The sequence below is a fragment of the Paraliobacillus salinarum genome (assembly GCF_014083865.1).
In the GTDB taxonomy this organism is placed as follows: domain Bacteria; phylum Bacillota; class Bacilli; order Bacillales; family Amphibacillaceae; genus Paraliobacillus; species Paraliobacillus salinarum.
Genome location: NZ_JACEFA010000003.1, coordinates 148711 through 166410 on the forward strand (window position 1 = coordinate 148711; position 17700 = coordinate 166410).

Genomic DNA, 17700 nt, shown 5'->3' on the forward strand with positions numbered 1-17700 from the left:
ACAAAAATGTCAAAGTTCTAACAAAGATTATTCTAACATACTATATACTAATTACTTTAGTGAATCAGGACTAATTACTTGGAGGGAATCAACTTGCGACAGTATATACCTTGGTTTTTTCTCTTATTAACATGTATTGCTTTTGTTATCAATTTACTTGGTTTAATGGAGCTAATTTCTAAATTTATTACGTTGCCACTTTTATTTTTTTGTATCTACATAACACTGTTTACTTTTTCCCATCGCCACATTTTCCGTGGTCGTTAAAAACGTAGTTGCCTTTTAGACAACTACGTTTTTAATTTATTACTCCATTTTATCTAACAATTTTTCCATTTCATCAAGTTTTTCCTCAAATACATCTAATGCTTGCATAATAGGTGTCTTCTCCGTCATATCAACACCCGCTTGTTTTAAGACTTCAATTGGATAATCACTACTACCTGCTTTTAGAAAGCCTAAATAGCGATCAACTGCAGGTTGCTTCTCTGTTAAGATTTGAGATGCAAGTGATTGTGCAGCAGCATAACCCGTTGCATACTGATAAACATAATAATTGTAATAAAAATGAGGAATTCTTGCCCATTCTAATCCAATTTCTTTATCAATCGTAATGTCTTCACCAAAGTATTTTTTGTTTAAGTCATAATATTCTTTTGTTAGTTTATCAGGTGTTAAAGCTTCACCCTCTTGTGCTTGCTTATGAATGACATGTTCAAATTCTGCAAACATTGTCTGACGAAAAACAGTTCCTCTAAATCCTTCAAGGAAATTATTTAGTAAATATAATTTCTCTTTCTCATCTGTTGTTTGCTCCAATAAATACTCATTTAATAATGCTTCATTACATGTCGAAGCTACTTCAGCAACGAAAATAGAGTAGTCTCCATAACGAAACGCCTGATTTTCTCTCGTATAATAGCTGTGTAGAGAGTGTCCTAATTCATGGGCAAGCGTAAATAGATTGTTTAGATTATCTTGCCAATTCATCAGAATATAAGGGTTTGTTCCATAAGTGCCCGATGAATATGCACCACTACGCTTTCCTTTATTCTCCTCAACATCAATCCAACGATTTTCAAAACCTTCTTTTAATCTAGAAACATATTCTTCACCTAAAGGAGCCAACCCTTTTAAAATATGTGTTTGTGCTTGTTCATACGTGTATGTCATGGAAACATCTTTTACTAATGGTGTGTACAAATCATACATATGCAATTCGTCCAAGTTTAACACTCTTTTTCGCAATGCAACATAACGTTGGAGTAAATCTAACCGTTCATTAATCGCTTCAACTAAATTATCATACACCTTCTCAGGAATTTTGTTGTTGTCCAATGCTGCTTCTCTAGCAGAATTGTATTTTCTCACTTTGGCATTAAAGTTATGCTTTTTAATCGCTCCAGACAATGTGGATGAAAACGTATTGATAAAGCTACCATACGTATCATACATTGCTTTAAAAGCAGTTTCACGAACAGATTGATCATCTGACTCTAGAAAGTTAATATAACGCCCGTGTGTCAGTTCTATTTCCTTACCATTTTCATCTTCAATTGTTGGAAAACTTAGGTCAGCATTATTTAGCATCCCAAACGTCTGTGATGCATTATCTGTTACCTCAGAAACTTCAGCTAATAGTTCCTCTTCTTTTTCAGATAAAACATGTTCACGTCTACGTGTAATTTCTGCTAAAGCATGACGATAGTGCTCTAACTCAGGCACTGCATTGAAAAACTGTTCAAGCTTAGCATCTTCAATTTGTAATATTTCTGGAACAATATAACTCATAGCACTTGCTGCCTGTGTTAATAAATTCTCTGCTTTAGCATTTAACGCTTGATAAAAAGAGTTTGTTGTATCTTGATCGTAACGCATGTGAGCATAAGTATACAGTTTGCCTAGGCGTTCAGAAACTTTATCTTGAAGTACTAGCAAATCATAAAGATTTGATGATTGATCGGCTAGTTTTCCTTGATAACCCTGAAATCTTTTAATTTCTTTCTTTAATTCTGATAGCTCCTCTTCCCATACCTCATCTGTTGCAAAAATATCTTCTAGTCGCCATGTTTTTTCATTGGCAACCTGATCCCTAGTTTGTAATTTTTGATTGTCAGTTGACATCATTTAGCCTCCATTCCATTTCTAAAAAGATAATGATCTTTAAACCTTTTACATATTATTATAACTTATTCCTTCTTTTTCATGTGTTAGAAGATTTTCTAATTGAAGTAAAATGGTTCATTATTAACTTATCATGTTCTAATGCTTGATCCAATGACTTATATGAAATCAATTCTTTTTGTAATTCAAATGTTTGCTTTGATACTTTTTTAATATAACCAAGATGAGTTAATAGTGTGAGATATTCATTGATTGGTTCATGTTTTGGAGATACAAGTGGAAAATAAAAATCTGGGGAGATGTAGTTTCGACATAAATATTGACAATCACTTAAAGTCACACGTTTCTTCTTGATAATTAAATCAAACCATAACCTACTTTGCCAATTCCAAGGTGGAACAGTCATTTTCCATTGGCTCAAAACTGGTAGATAAATCATAGCAGGAAGGGTAGATGGATGACTACGATGTAAGTATAACCACTGTCGCCACTGTTTCTCATCTTTGCTTGGATGTATTTGATTTTTAAAACGAAAACGTTTCTTTTCATATAACCACAGTTTTACTTTTTCTGTATCATTGTTGGAAGAAATGTTGAAGAGGTCAACGAATTTTAATGATCTGATAGGGCGTATTATTAAATTGCCAATCACTGTTCTTCTTCCACTTAGCCATCCATTATAACTAATGGCAAACTCTTTCGTATTAGAACAGTAATATAAATAAGAAATGGGTAATCTAGAATTCAATTGATGAATAAAGTGTTGATCAGTTGGTGTAATAGATATCTGCTGTTGTTTGTCGCGTTTAAAGCGATTTCCACCTAAAATCCAGATAGGAGTGATGCCTAATTTTTTATAGCCAATCGTTCGGGAAACAAATTGCTTTGTGGGAATAGTTGCACATTGATATTCAATCGCAACTTTTTTGTTTTTGTGGAATAGCAAAAGATCTGGTCGTTGTTTAATTTGAGGTAAGTAAGTTTCTAATTCGACGTAATATCCTTGATTTTTAAGCCAATGGTATAAGTCCAATTTTCCTTGCTCATGGTACTCCCCTTCTCCTGCTGAAAGTACACATTGACTTTTGCGTTGATGAGCAAAATGAGCAATTCTTTTGTCTCCTACTCTAATAATAACTTTTTCTTTACAGCTTGGGCAAAAAAATATTTCTGTTAGTCTTAACTGAATGATCCTCTCCTTTGATAATAATGCAAGAATCGTCGTCGTGCCATCTTTTGAAACAGCTTTGAGCATTGCCTCACCATCCTTTATTCTATACTTATTTATTCGACAGTAAAACAATAATTCCTTTTTATAAAAAATAAAAAGAAGCTGTCTTCTATGACAACTTCTCGATCATATAACATTTTATTATTTTGGGAAGTAATGACGTATTTGTTGAAATACATCTTGTTCAAAAATAACTTTTGCGTATTCTTCTAATAAATGTACCGTTTTCCTTGATTCTTGACCAAACTCTAACAGTTGACTTTCGATATTTTCTTGTTGATCCTCATCTAAATACAAATCATCAAACTGAAGGAAGAGTATATACTTTCCTTGATAGAAATATAAGACATCTCTTACTCCATCCATTTGAATATGTTGATGACTTAATTGAATAACATCTTCAAAGTCTTCAAACTGAATAATTTTTATTAAATCCTCATCAATAGGATGAAGCATATCTTCTTGCTCTTGTTCTGTGTCATTTCCAAACTTCTCATCAAGTATGGATTCAATTTTCTCATCAAATGGCATATCAAGTGAACTATTCGCGTCAGTTGGTAACTCTAAGTTCTGTCCATCCTTAGATAATTTAGCTTTTGTTACCACTATTTCCAACCCTTTATCTAAAGCTTGTACTTGAATCCATAAAGGTCCATCTATATTAAATTCTTCTTCTGTATAATTCACTTCATCCATTACCTGCCAAAAAAGCTGTTCACTTCTTTTTCGATTGTACCAAATTTCTTCACGATCAAATCCTCTATTCTCAATATCCATATATGAAATGTAGAATTTAACCGTATTCTCATTTATTCTTTCTATTTCCATTTTTCACCTCTCCCTTCTAAAATATATTAGGTGGAAGGGATTACTTCACCTATTATACCTTACCCGCTTGAAATAACATTTAATCATATTAGGATAAATTATTAACTATACTCTATTTTATGATAAATCAGATATAATTGAAAATAGAAATGCCTAAAAAAATAAAATTATTTATTTTCAAGCATAAATCATACACAGAAAAACGCAGACCATTTTAAAGGATCTGCGTGTTTTCATATTAATTAACCATACGCTGTGCTTCACGTAAGTATAATGTACGAACTTTTCTTGGTAGAAATCTTCTTATTTCATCCTCATTATAACCAACTTGTAGACGCTTTTCATCAATAATGATTGGACGTCTTAGTATAGCAGGGTTATCTTTGATTAAATCAAATAAATCTTTTAATGGCATTTGGTCGAAGTCAACACTTAGCTTTTGAAAAACTTTTGATCTTGTTGAAATAATTTCTTCTGTTCCGTCTTCTGTCATTCTAAAAATTTCTTTAATCTCATCCAAAGTCAGTGTATCGGAGAAAATATTTCTTTCAACGAAGGGAATATCATGAGTTTCCAACCACGCTTTAGCTTTCCGACAAGATGTACAGCTTGGTGAGGTATAAAGTGTTACCATGTTACTTCACTCCTCAATATATTTATTTTTACCTTTAATTTAAAGATTATTAAATTAAAATCACTTTAAATAAATAATCTATATTTAGTATACTACAATTGTCAATATTTCGATATATCGTCAATCAAATTTACTTAGAAATTACACATTTCATCTTAAGTAACACATTTACTGTATTCCACCACAAAATCAAGGCTAAACCTTTTTATTAAATTTTTTTTATTTTTTTATACATTAACATAAAAAACCATGCTGTATATCAACATGGTTTTTCATCCTTATGCTTTGTCTTTTAACGTAACAAATATATCATCCATGCCACGGTCTTTATCATACGTTAAAGCTTCTTCAGTAGTTTCATATGATTGGCCATATACTTCTTCATCTTTATACGTATGAATATTCTCATAAATCTTGCACATTTGTTTGTAGATTGTTTCTTCATCTTCATTATTTGGTGACCAATAAAGAATCTCTAATTGACTTTGTTCATTTGTTGCAAAAGAACGGCGACTAAAGCCAATGGATTGTGCATGTAAAAATCCTTCTCTGTGATAGAAACGCAATCGTTTCTGAGAATCGGTATCCTCATAATCGATTGGTTCTACTTCTAAAATAATCGGTTTTTGTTTTTGTTTTAACTTATCTAATAACTTGTGACCTAAACCTTGTCCTCTTGATTGAGCCGATACATATAGGTAATCAATGAAAAGGAATGTATTAAATTCAGCATACATCATGACATGATAAGGCCCTTCATCTTTATAATACACATCGCTTTTTTCTTTTAAAAGTATCTCCATATGCTCTTGAGACTTCATTTCTTCAATTGGAAAATACTCATTCAATTTTTCATACCAATTCATGTTTCTTCTCCCTTTAGTTTTTTTGTCTAAATTACAAATATGCTTCCCTTAACTAGTATAGCTAATCTACTTTTATTTGTTAACTTCCTTTAAATTGTTTCTGCATTCATATACCCTTATAATGCTTAATTAAAACAATATTATGCGTATATAGTTAGAAAACCTCTCTATCACACACGAAAGAGAGGTTTTTCAACTAATCTAAAGGTGTATAGTCTACACCTTCTGTATAAGAATTTCCTGCATTCCATAATAGAAACTCATTAATATTGTTTTCGTTTAATGCTCTTATTTGCGCTTCCACCTCTGCTACTCCATACTGTTTTGTTGCTCCACTATACAGCCAAGGCGCCTCAAAGTCTTGGATCCAAGGTCTTGAGATAGGTGGATTGTCTAATGCACCTAAGACTTCATTTTCTAATTTACTATAAGCGGAAACTAACTTATACGGCTCTTTATCAGGAAAGTTGATTCCAAAGTATGGTGTCCAATGGCTTGGATAGATCATCGATGAGATGACATCAACATTGGAAGAAATTTTCGAGAAATTCTGTCCAATTCCCGGTGTTTCTTCAATCGTTGCCGCATATCCAAATATATCAACTGAGACATCCACACCATACGTATGTAATGATTCCTTTGCGTAACTTACGAAATCTGTAACTGCTTGTACACGTTTCTTAATATTGTTCATATCTGAATCTTTATAGTCACCTAATGTGTAAGTTAATTCCTTATCTCTCTTCTCAAAGCCTTCAGGGAACCTTACATAATCGAATTGAATATCTTGAAATCCTAATTCAACTGCCATTTTAGCTATTTCAACGTTATATTCCCATACTTCTTTCTGAAAAGGACTAACAAATGATTCGTTTTTACCATTTGCCCAAACCTTTCCGTTATCAGTAAACGATAAATCTGGTCGTTTTTCCGCTAAAACTGTATCTTTAAAGACTACAATTCTAGCTATAGGATAAATCTGATGCTTCTCTAATACTTCAAGCATTTTACGTGGATCTTTAATAAAGTTTTTCGCAATGTCATAATAAGGAGAGTCTTTGTCAGGCTTAAAAGTTAAATTACCATGGTCATCTTTAATATCAATAACCATTGTGTTCAACTCTGAATTATTAATTAGTTTAATTAATTGCTCAAATCTACTACCACCTGCTGAATGTCCGGTCACATAAATACCACGTACAGCATCAGGATAATTGAAGGTTAAGCCCGAGTCATAGACAAAGCGAGCAAATTGCTGTTTTGTATCGTAGGTGGTTAACTTAATTTGGTTGCTACTATGGTTTTTTGCTATAAGCGTTTCTTGATCTTCATCGGCTGAGATCGATAATGGAAAAATTACTACAGCCAATAAAATGCTTATTATCATTGTAATCTTAAGTTGCTGTTTGCTCATGTAATCATACTCCCCTACTTTTAATAAAACTTATTTCATAATTTATATTATATAGGAAATAGTGACAAATTCATACGCGGTTTTACATTTTTTTATGTTTCAATTTTATTTCTAAATTATTATAAAAAGAAAAAAACTTCCCATCCTTCGATGGAAAGCTTTTATTCTTTCTAGTTCTTAATTTCTTTTTTGTAAGCTTCAAATTCTTTTGTTGTACACAATACCCAGTGATTCGGACGAATTTCTCTAAATTCAGGAGTTTCACTTGTATCATGATCAGCTGGATTATATTCCGTACGCACACGATTTCGCTCATAATCAGGATCTGGTAATGGAATCGCTGAAAGTAACGATTTTGTATATGGATGAAGTGGATTTTTATATAATTCTTCACTATCTGCCAATTCAACCATTTTTCCGAAGTACATTACACCGATTCGATCACTAATATACTTCACCATAGAAAGATCGTGGGCAATGAATAAATACGTATAACCATGTTCCTTCTGCAAATCTTTCAATAAGTTTACTACTTGAGCTTGGATGGACACATCTAAAGCAGAAATTGGTTCGTCTGCAATAATAAACTCAGGATCTACAGCTAATGCGCGAGCTATACCTATACGTTGGCGCTGCCCACCACTAAATTCATGTGGATAACGACTAGCATGCTCTTTGTTTAATCCGACACGTTCTAATAAATCATGGACACGTGCTTTACGCTCCTGTTGATTGTTAACTAGTCCGTGTATATCTAATCCTTCTGCGATAATGTCCATTACGGTCATGCGCGGGTTTAATGAAGCATATGGGTCTTGGAAAATCATTTGCATCTTTTGATTAAATTCTTTCAATTTAGCTTTTGATTTCTTCCCATGAACATCTTCACCACCAAAAGTTACTTGGCCATCCGTTGCATTGTAAAGACGAATGATACTACGTCCAGTAGTTGATTTACCACAACCAGATTCACCTACTAAGCCAAATGTTTCACCTTTATAAATATCAAAGGAAATACCATCTACAGCTTTAACAACACTATGTCTACCTGTTTTAAAATGCTGTTTAAGATTTTTTACTTCTAATAACTTTTCCTGGCTCATGCTTGATCACCTTCCCCACTTGAAGCAGCACCTGTGTTAGCGAATCCCTTCATTCGACGTTTTACCGCTTCTGGAGGCTCCACATCCGGTGCATATTCATGCAATAACCATGTAGCAGCATAATGTGTATCAGATACTTTAAACATAGGTGGTTCCAATTCTTTGTCAATCTCTAATGCAAAATCATTACGAGGTGCAAATGCATCTCCTTTTGGTGGATTAAGCATATCTGGTGGCGATCCTGGGATAGCTACTAAGCTTTCCTCTGTACTATCCAAAGTTGGCATAGAACCTATAAGGCCCCATGTATATGGATGTTTAGGATTATAGAAAATTTCATCTGCAGTTCCAATTTCAACAATTTTACCAGCATACATAACAGCTACACGATCTGCTACGTTTGCCACTACACCAAGATCATGTGTAATAAATATGATTGAGCTTTCTGTTTTCTTCTGAATATCTTTCATTAACTCCAAAATTTGCGCTTGAATCGTAACATCTAAAGCTGTTGTTGGTTCGTCCGCAATGAGTATCTTAGGATTACATGCCAATGCGATTGCAATTACTATACGCTGGCGTTGTCCACCTGAGAACTGGTGTGGATATTGATTTACTCGCTCACTTGCACTCGGAAGTCCTACTAACTCTAAAAGCTCAATGGTTCGTTCTTTCGCTTGAGATTTGCTCATTTTTTGGTGTTTAATTAAACCTTCCATTATTTGAGTACCAATCTTCATGGTTGGGTTTAATGATGTCATTGGATCTTGAAAGATTGTTGAAATATCTTTTCCTCTGACTGCTTGCATTTGTTTATCACTTAATTTAGCTAAATCTTTTCCATCAAATAGTATTTCGCCTTCTTTAATACGCCCAGGAGGGGATGGAATAAGACGTGCTATAGCTCTAGTTGTAACAGACTTACCAGAGCCAGATTCACCAACAATTGCTAGTGTTTCTCCTTTTTTCAAGTCAAAAGAAACACCGCGAACAGCTTTCACTTCTCCTCCATACGTATCAAAGGAAACATGTAAATTATTTACTTCTAAAATGTTTTCCATCTCATTATTACCTCCTATTCGCGCATTTTCGGATCTAATGCATCACGAAGTCCGTCTGCTAGAATGTTAAATCCAATCATAATTAGTGACATAACAATTGCAGGGAATATCATAATATGTGGATTAATTTGTAAAGCTTTAAATCCATCGTTAATTAATGTACCCAAAGATGCATCAGGTGCTTGTAGCCCTAATCCAATAAAACTTAAAAAGGCCTCAAAAAATATTGCATTTGGAATGGTAAACATCGTGTTGATGATAATCATTCCAATTGTATTCGGAATCAGATGTTTCGTTAAAATCCTAGTATGTGATGAGCCAAGTGTTTGTGAAGCAAGTACAAACTCTTGATTCTTTAATTTCAATACTTGCCCACGCACAATCCGAGCCATACCTGTCCACCCGGTAATTGTTAATGCGATAATTATAGCTGTTATACCCGGATCTAATATCATAATCATCAGAATAACAACAACTAAGTTTGGAATACCTACTAATATCTCGATAATACGTTGCATAATATTATCAACTCGTCCACCGAAATAACCGGAAATACCGCCATATGCGACACCAACTACCATATCAATGAAGGCCGCAATTAGTGCAATTAATAACGAAATACGTGTACCCATCCACACACGAGTGAATAAATCACGTCCTAATGTGTCGGTACCAAACCAGAAGTATTCTTCTACTTGTTTATCTGCATATGGATCATACATTGCTTTTACTTTCGCAGAATTGTCGGAGCCATCTCCTTCAGCTTTCACATCAAAATCAATATAAGAAAAATCTTCTTGCGAAAAACGAGCAAGTGCTAAGTCTTTTGCAGCATCTACCGTATCCGCTTCAAAAGTCTCTGATTTCTTACCATTTAACCCAAGCCATTCAATATTTTCTAATCCTTGTACTTTAGGAGGCATACGTGATAAGCCTAAGTCCTGATCATCTAAGCCATGACTTGTTAACATTGGAGCAAAAATAGAAAGTGAAGTTAAGATCACCAATGCGACCATACCAAATATTGCTCCACCATTCTTACGTAAGCGAATCCACGCATCTTGCCAGAAGGAAAGACTTGGTCTATTTATTTGCTCGCTTTTTTCTTCATCTTTCTGTGCTGGAACAAACAGATCTTTATTCAGATTGTCTTTATCCATTAGTCTTTCCCTCCCGCTAATCGAATCCTTGGATCAATAATACCGTATAAGATATCGATAATTAGAATAATCACAATGAACAAAAATGCAAAGAACAATGTTGTACCCATTATGATTGAAAAATCATTTGTAGTTACAGAATTAACAAACTGTTCTCCGATTCCTGGAATAGAAAATATTTTTTCAATAACTAACGTACCAGTCATTAAGCTTACTGCCATTGGTCCCATTACAGTAATTAAAGGTATTAAGGCATTTCGTAAACCGTGTTTGAAAATAATCGCGAATTTTGATACACCTTTTGCTTTCGCAGTTACAATATAATCTGAACCTAACACTTCAATCATTTCTGTACGTAGAAAACGAGCAGATATTGCCATTGGGAAAATGGCTAGAGCGATAACAGGCATAATTGCTTGTTGTGGAGTTCCCCAGAACGCAATTGGTAGCCATCCTAGTTGAACACCAATATAATATTGAAGCAAACCTGCAAAGATAAACGATGGAATCGATATGCCTATTACTGAAATTATATTAGAACCATAATCCATCCAAGAGTTCTGTCTTATCGCTGCAATTAATCCGAGCAACATACCAAATGTGGTTCCTACTATTAGAGCCCAAAAACCTAATTCTGCAGAGATAGGTGCTCTACTCATAAGTATATCTGTTACAGGTTGGTTTTTCATTTGAAATGAAACACCTAAATCTCCTTGCGCTAAATTCCCTAGATATCTAACATATTGGACCGGAATCGGATCATTCAATCCATATTTTTCTAATATAATTTCTCGCTGAGCTTCTGTTACTTTTTCTTCAGCTGTTAGAGGAGATCCGGGAAGCATTTTCATGAGGATAAATGAAAATGTGGCAATGATAAATAACGTGATAAGCATGTATCCAATCCGCTTTAAAATATATTTACCCATAATAATAACCCTCCTGTTCATAAAGGTTTCAACATTCGACAAGAATGTTCAAACAATTCTAAAAACACACACAAATGGAAAAAGAGAGCATATGCCAGCTAAGGCAGTACACTCTCTTACCAAGATTAAATCTTGGTCCCAATTTGCTTTTCTTTACTCTTCAATGTACGCATGTTTATACGTGAAGTCAGCACCCATTGGGTTGAAGATAACACCTTTTACAGACGGTCTCCATAGATATGCACGAGAACGTTGGTACAATGGAGCGATAGCAGCATCTTCCATCAATACTTTCTCTGCCTCTAAGAAGTTTTCATAACGTTTTACTGGATCTGTCAAAAGCTCATTGTTAGCTTCAGCAATTAAAGAATCATACTCTTCATTATTATAGTTGTTTGTCATATATGGTGAAGTAGATGTCCACATTTCTAACCATGTATTAGGATCAAGGTAGTCAGGACCCCAACCAGAGTTTTGAATATCATATTCACCTTTTTCATTACGTGAAATACGCTCTTCAAATGGGACAGATACAACTTCAACAGTTAGGCCTTCTAAGTTTTCTTCTAACTGATCCTTGATGTAAGCATCCATTTCTAATGCTACATCACTGTCACCACCAAGGTAACCCAACTCTACAGAGTCTACACCAAGCTCTTCTAAACCTTTAGCCCAGAAGTCTTTAGCAGCCTCTTTATCTTCAGTGATTAAGTCACCATTAATTTCACGGAAATCTTCACCTGTTTCAGGGTGAGTTGTAAAATCTTTTGGAACAGCACCAGTAGCAGGAATTGAACCGTTAGCTAAAATAACATCAACTAGATCTTGTTTACCAATTGACATTGCAATTGCTTTACGAATGTTTTGGTTTGCAAGCGCTTCATTTGATTGGTTAAGCTTTAGGTAGAATAATGTTGGCTCAGGAAGTGATTTGTAATCTTCTGACCCAGCGTACTTTTCTACATATTCAGCTGATAAACCTGCACGGTCTACTTCGTCTGTGTTATATAAGTTAACTGCTGTACTTGTTTCTTTTACAACACTTACATTAATTTTTTCTAATTTTACTGATTCTGCATCCCAATAATCAGCATTTTTAACAAGTGTCCATTGCTCAGGGTTTTCACCAGTTGGATCCCACTCTGTTAATTTAAATGGACCGTTATAAAGTAAATTATCAGAATTTAATGCATAATCTTCGCCTTTTTCGGTAACAAATGCCTCATTAAGTGGTAAGTAAGTTCCGAAAGTTAATAAACTATGGAAGTAAGGAACTGGTTTTTCAAGTGTAATTTTTAATTCTGTATCACTTACAGCTTCTACTCCTAATTCTTCTACTGGAACTTCTCCCTTATTAACTGCTTCTGCATTTTTAAGTACACCGTTCATCATAAACGGACCATATTCTGAACCAGTTTGTGGATCAACAGCACGTCTCCATGCAAAAACAAAATCAGCAGCTACAACGGGTTCTCCGTTTGACCAAACCGCATCATCTCGTAATTGAATTGTCCACTCTGTACCATCTTCACTGATTTCAGGTTCACCAGCTGCAATAGCAGGTATTGGTTGCGCATTCTCATCTAGGCGATATAGACCTTCCATTGTTTCACCTAAGAATTGAAATGCTACTGCATCAGTAGCTTGCGCAGAGTCCATTGTTGGAATTTGTGCCGATTCTAGTATGTTTAATACTTGTTCTGGTGCACTATCTTCTGTTCCTTCACCGCCATCTGATGATGTATCATCACCACCACTACAAGCCGCAAGGAATACTGTTAGTACTAGTCCGAAAACTAGTAATAGCCAATTTGACTTTCTCATTGTAATAATGACCTCCCCTAAGTTTTAATTTTCTAAATATTTTGCAGATGATAATATCCACAAAATGAATTATACAAGTTTTCAAACAATTTTGCATTATTTTTTTACATTTGTTTTAAATAAACAGGTATTTTTACCTAATTTTAAGTAATTTAAAATTAACATATAGTTATTTTTACCTATTAACGTTGTAATTATTTTCCTTATTTTTTATACACTTTTGTTTCTAGCATATTTCACTCTCAATATTTTGAGTTTATGCTATACTATTTTTTAGTATTATTTTACGGAGGTGGACACTTGCAACGTTTTAAAAAGATGAATTCAACCATTTTAATACTTCTTATTAACCTATTTGTTATTATGACTATTTCAATTATAAAGGATGGAACCATTGAATTACTATATTTAATTAACACAATATTTTATTTCTTTGTTGGGTACTTACTACTTTGGCTAACATTTATGACAATTCATGGTGGTTTTTTCGACGGTGTAACATATGGTTTCAGAAAAGCGAGTGGTAGTATTTTCAAAAAAAACTACTCAATGGAATGGGACGAAAAACCGTTACCATCAAAGCGTGTTAATGAAAAACTTGTTTCTATATTTCGGTTTCAAGCTATTGGGCTTGGATGTATCATGTCTATACTGTTAGTTTTTTATTATATGTAGTTGCATCTACTTTATGATTTTATTATAATTTATATTAATATTTAAATTGGACGTCGATTGAGTATAGGATTTATTCCCACTAGATAACAGAGAGTCTGATTAGCTGAGAACAGACACTACGGAATAATGAAATTGGGACTCAGGAGTCATCGTTGTGTAATAACAACCGTAACGCAGGCGTTAACTGATTTGAGTGATCTCATATTCCTGAGGTAAAAAGGGTGGCACCACGATTCGATCGTCCCTTTCTATGGAATATGTTTTTTTATTTTCAAGAGGTTTTTTTCGAGCCATGCTATAAAAAGAATAGGTAAAGGATGATAAACAATGAAAACAATTTTTTCAGGTATACAACCTAGTGGTGCACTAACACTAGGAAACTATTTAGGAGCTTTAAAACATTTCGTTGATCTTCAAGATGATCATGACTGTTATTTTTGTATTGTTGACGAACACGCAATTACAGTTCCGCAAGATCGCTTGAAGTTACGCGATAACATTCGTTCTCTTGCCGCATTATATTTAGCGGTAGGTATTGATCCAGAAAAATCAACATTATTTATTCAATCTGAAGTAAGTGCGCATACACAGTTAGGCTGGATGATGCAAACGATTAGTTATATTGGTGAATTGGAACGAATGACACAATTTAAAGATAAATCAGCAGGAAAAGAAGCCGTATCTTCTGCATTGTTAACTTACCCTCCGCTTATGGTATCAGACATACTACTTTATAACACAGATATTGTGCCTGTAGGAGAAGATCAAAAGCAGCATTTAGAGTTAACTAAGACTTTGGCGCAACGATTCAATAACAAATATAATGATATATTTACGATTCCCGAAATAAGTGTTCCGAAAGTCGGTGCACGAATTATGTCATTACAAGAACCGACAAAGAAAATGAGTAAGTCTGACGAAAATCAGAAAGCTTCCATATTTATGCTAGATGATCCAAAACAAATTGAGAAAAAGATCAAGAGTGCAGTTACAGATTCAGAAGGTATTGTGCGATTTGATAAAGAGAATAAGCCTGGAATAAGTAACTTACTAACGATTCATGCAAGTTGCACTGGAGAAAGTATTGAAACATTAGAGAAAAAATATGAACATGCTGGTTATGGTGTATTTAAGCAAGATACAGCTGATGTTTTGATTGGATTGTTAGAGCCGATTCAGAAACGTTATCACGAACTAATTGTTTCATCAGAACTTGATGAAATTTTAGATCTTGGTGCAGATAAAGCTGCTTATAAAGCAAACAAAACATTAGCAAAAGCAAAAAAAGCAATGGGATTAGGGAGAGTAAAAAAGAAAAAATAATAAAGTGAAAAGTCATTCCACACAGCTACTTAGCTAGGAATGACTTTTTTATAATATTCTCTTATACTTATGCTTATTTCTCATATTCTGTTCTAGTTCCCATAATTGTTCAAAGAACGGTTGGCCTTTGACCATTTTTTTACAGATCAATTCGTGTTGTTTTGACCATCCTTCAACAAGCGAAGTATAGAGTTTGTTCCATGCTTCGAAAGACGTCAATTTTTGAATTGATTGATACTCATTCGGCATCCACTCTGTTAACCAGTAATGTACTTCTTGCGTATTTTTTGTTTGTTTTAACTGATCTAATACCATCATTAACAATTGTTTTAAGTGTCTTTCTCTTCGGGTTAAGCCAATCATAGCTTTAGGTGGTAAAGAGAGAATATGATATGTTTTTTCATAGTTGTTGTTTTCTAAAACAAATTGGTATGATTTATATGATTTTACCGCTTCAAAAACAAGTCTTTCTTGTCTAGGGATTAAGCGACTTTTTCTAATTGGGATTTGATAACCCATCGTATCAATTGCTAAAGCCGATTGTCCATTTGTTACAATTGTTGCATATTCAATTGGGATTCTGTCTTGGTTTTTACGGAGATACGATGCATTTCTTATTTTCTTTAATAACATATCAGGAAGGTCAGTTAAATCGTTTTCAATTTGCTGAAATAATTTGGAGTCTACATAAGTGATAGGCACTTGATCCAATATTTCTATTCCATCATACTTACGCCATTCATGGAATTCACAAACATTGTAACCATTTTCTTCTCCTTCAAACCAATTCACCCATACATCATGTAAATATTGCATATGTATGCCCTCGCTTCCATTCATCAAATTTAATTTTATCTATATGATTTGATTAAGAGGATTGTATTTTATTTAGCATTCAGTATGGCCAACTAAAAAAAATTTATTCATTTTACTATATGCGCTAGCTTTGGTATTGTGACAGAAATTATTATAATTCCGATTAATACTAGATAACATTCACTTCTTGATATTATGAATTTAAAGTATTCCATCCATGTTAAACCTGCTGGAATCAAATTCAAATATAGAATCATGGTGACACTACCTGCTACAGTAAATCCAAACCCAATTAAAAAAATGCATAAATAAATCATCACCATTCTCCTTTTTTTAGCTTGTCCTTTGTTTAGATTGTATGAGTCAGATCAAAAAGAATACCATCGACTTCATGATAAACAATATTAAAAATACGAATAGAAAAAGCTGCCTACAATTAGACAGCTCTTTTTCTATTCGTATTTTTTGAAGATTAATGTTGCATTATGTCCACCAAATCCTAATGAATTACTTAATGCATAAGAAACGTTAGCCTTTTTTGCTTTATTCGGAACGTAATTCAAATCACATTCCGGATCTTCTGTTTCATAATTTATTGTAGGTGGAATAATGCTATCTGTGATTGCTTTAATACATGCAATCGCTTCAACAGCTCCAGCTGCACCTAATAAATGTCCAGTCATCGACTTAGTGGATGACATGTCAAGCTGATATGCATGTTCACCAAATACAGTTTTCACTGATTTCGTTTCAAATGAATCGTTCATTGCTGTGCTTGTTCCATGCGCATTAATATAATTTATTGCTGTTACATCAATTTCAGCATCTTCTATAGCCTGACGCATCGATCTTGCAGCACCTTCTCCTTCTGGCGCAGGCGCTGTAATATGGTAAGCATCTGCTGCAGAACCATATCCAACAATTTCTGCATAAATAGTTGCTCCTCTGGCTTCAGCTGCTTCTAATGATTCTAACACTAAAATGCCAGCTCCTTCTCCCATAACAAATCCATCACGATTTTTATCGAATGGACGACTTGCTGTTTTGGGATCATCATTAAAAGATAAAGCTTTAGCAGTTGAGAACCCAGCTACTGCCATACCCGTTATTGGCGCTTCGGCTCCACCAGTAATCATATAGTCGGCATCGCCTCGTTCGATTACTTTAAAAGCATCACCGATTGAATTTGTTCCTGTAGCACATGCCGTTACCGTACAAGAATTAATTCCTTTTGCTCCTAGTTGAATGGAAATTTGACCAGCTGCCATATCAGGTATTAACATCGGTACAAAAAAAGGACTTACACGGCGGTAACCTTTTTCGTTGAACTTTTGATATTGTTCCTCAAAAGTTGTCATACCTCCAATACCCGAACCTACCCAAACACCTACTCGTGATGCATTTTCATCATTAATCTCTAAATTTGCGTCTTCCACGGCCATTTTTGCTGCAGCTACTGCATATTGGGTAAATAAGTCCATTCTTTTTACATCTTTTTTATCCATGTATTGTGTCGGATCCCAATTTTTCACTTCTGCCCCAACTTTGGCAGGAAAATCATCTTTATTTACTTTAGTAAAATAATCAATCCCCGAATTTCCTTCTATTAAGTTTGACCATAATTGATCAATTGTATTTCCTAATGGGCTCACAGTTCCCATCCCTGTTATTACCACACGTTTCTTGGTCATACCTATTTCCTCCTATATAGA

Annotated in this window: 16 protein-coding genes and 1 other annotated feature; of the genes, 2 read left to right on the top strand and 14 right to left on the bottom strand. The window is 34.2% G+C overall.

What is annotated here, in order from left to right; genetic code table 11:
- Positions 1–306 precede the first annotated feature (306 nt).
- The 11 genes from pepF to HP569_RS04870 form a co-directional block, all read right to left on the bottom strand.
- Positions 307–2124 (bottom strand): oligoendopeptidase F, encoded by a 1818-nt coding sequence (pepF, locus tag HP569_RS04820; protein ID WP_182200028.1) that lies wholly within the window; start codon positions 2122–2124, stop codon positions 307–309.
- 79 nt (positions 2125–2203) lie between these two features.
- On the bottom strand, positions 2204–3379 hold the full coding sequence (locus HP569_RS04825) for a competence protein CoiA (protein ID WP_182200029.1): 1176 nt from the start codon (positions 3377–3379) through the stop codon (positions 2204–2206).
- Between the two features lie 117 nt (positions 3380–3496).
- On the bottom strand, positions 3497–4183 hold the full coding sequence (gene mecA, locus HP569_RS04830) for an adaptor protein MecA (protein ID WP_182200030.1): 687 nt from the start codon (positions 4181–4183) through the stop codon (positions 3497–3499).
- A 238-nt stretch (positions 4184–4421) separates the two neighbouring features.
- Positions 4422–4817 (bottom strand): transcriptional regulator SpxA, encoded by a 396-nt coding sequence (spxA, locus tag HP569_RS04835; RefSeq protein ID WP_182200031.1) that lies wholly within the window; start codon positions 4815–4817, stop codon positions 4422–4424.
- 278 nt (positions 4818–5095) lie between these two features.
- Positions 5096–5683, bottom strand: coding sequence for a GNAT family N-acetyltransferase (locus HP569_RS04840; protein WP_182200032.1), 588 nt, complete (start codon positions 5681–5683; stop codon positions 5096–5098).
- A gap of 196 nt (positions 5684–5879) precedes the next feature.
- Positions 5880–7097, bottom strand: a complete 1218-nt coding sequence (locus tag HP569_RS04845) for a putative glycoside hydrolase (RefSeq protein WP_182200033.1) — start codon at positions 7095–7097, stop codon at positions 5880–5882.
- Between the two features lie 170 nt (positions 7098–7267).
- Positions 7268–8200: an ABC transporter ATP-binding protein gene (locus tag HP569_RS04850; RefSeq protein ID WP_182200034.1), complete on the bottom strand. Its 933-nt coding sequence runs from the start codon at positions 8198–8200 to the stop codon at positions 7268–7270.
- A complete protein-coding gene (locus HP569_RS04855; protein ID WP_182200035.1) occupies positions 8197–9261 on the bottom strand; it encodes an ABC transporter ATP-binding protein in 1065 nt (354 codons plus the stop codon). The genes HP569_RS04850 and HP569_RS04855 overlap by 4 nt, the downstream gene beginning before the upstream one ends.
- 14 nt (positions 9262–9275) lie before the next feature.
- Positions 9276–10421, bottom strand: coding sequence for an oligopeptide ABC transporter permease (gene opp3C / locus HP569_RS04860; protein ID WP_182200036.1), 1146 nt, complete (start codon positions 10419–10421; stop codon positions 9276–9278).
- Positions 10421–11350: an oligopeptide ABC transporter permease gene (gene opp3b / locus HP569_RS04865; protein ID WP_182200037.1), complete on the bottom strand. Its 930-nt coding sequence runs from the start codon at positions 11348–11350 to the stop codon at positions 10421–10423. Before opp3b ends, opp3C begins: the two co-directional genes overlap by 1 nt.
- Before the next feature lie 153 nt (positions 11351–11503).
- Complete coding sequence (locus HP569_RS04870; RefSeq protein ID WP_182200038.1) at positions 11504–13174, bottom strand: peptide ABC transporter substrate-binding protein; 1671 nt, start codon at positions 13172–13174, stop codon at positions 11504–11506.
- A 300-nt stretch (positions 13175–13474) separates the two neighbouring features.
- On the opposite strand from HP569_RS04870, the gene HP569_RS04875 reads away from it, so the two are divergent.
- Both HP569_RS04875 and trpS read left to right on the top strand, forming a co-directional pair.
- The gene (locus HP569_RS04875; RefSeq protein ID WP_182200039.1) at positions 13475–13849 is read left to right on the top strand and encodes a DUF3899 domain-containing protein; all 375 of its coding nucleotides are present in this window, start codon (positions 13475–13477) and stop codon (positions 13847–13849) included.
- 44 nt (positions 13850–13893) lie between these two features.
- Positions 13894–14098: a binding site (T-box leader), on the top strand.
- A gap of 78 nt (positions 14099–14176) precedes the next feature.
- Complete coding sequence (gene trpS / locus HP569_RS04880) at positions 14177–15172, top strand: tryptophan--tRNA ligase (RefSeq protein ID WP_182200040.1); 996 nt, start codon at positions 14177–14179, stop codon at positions 15170–15172.
- Positions 15173–15220: 48 nt separating this feature from the next.
- On the opposite strand, the gene HP569_RS04885 is transcribed toward trpS, so the two are convergent.
- The 3 genes from HP569_RS04885 to fabF form a co-directional block, all read right to left on the bottom strand.
- Entirely contained in the window at positions 15221–15988 is a 768-nt protein-coding gene (locus HP569_RS04885) for a DUF3603 family protein (RefSeq protein ID WP_182200041.1), read from the bottom strand.
- 107 nt (positions 15989–16095) lie between these two features.
- Positions 16096–16311, bottom strand: coding sequence for a YuzI family membrane protein (locus tag HP569_RS14645; RefSeq protein WP_484555936.1), 216 nt, complete (start codon positions 16309–16311; stop codon positions 16096–16098).
- Between the two features lie 129 nt (positions 16312–16440).
- Positions 16441–17679 (bottom strand): beta-ketoacyl-ACP synthase II, encoded by a 1239-nt coding sequence (gene fabF / locus HP569_RS04890; RefSeq protein WP_182200042.1) that lies wholly within the window; start codon positions 17677–17679, stop codon positions 16441–16443.
- Positions 17680–17700: the final 21 nt, after the last annotated feature.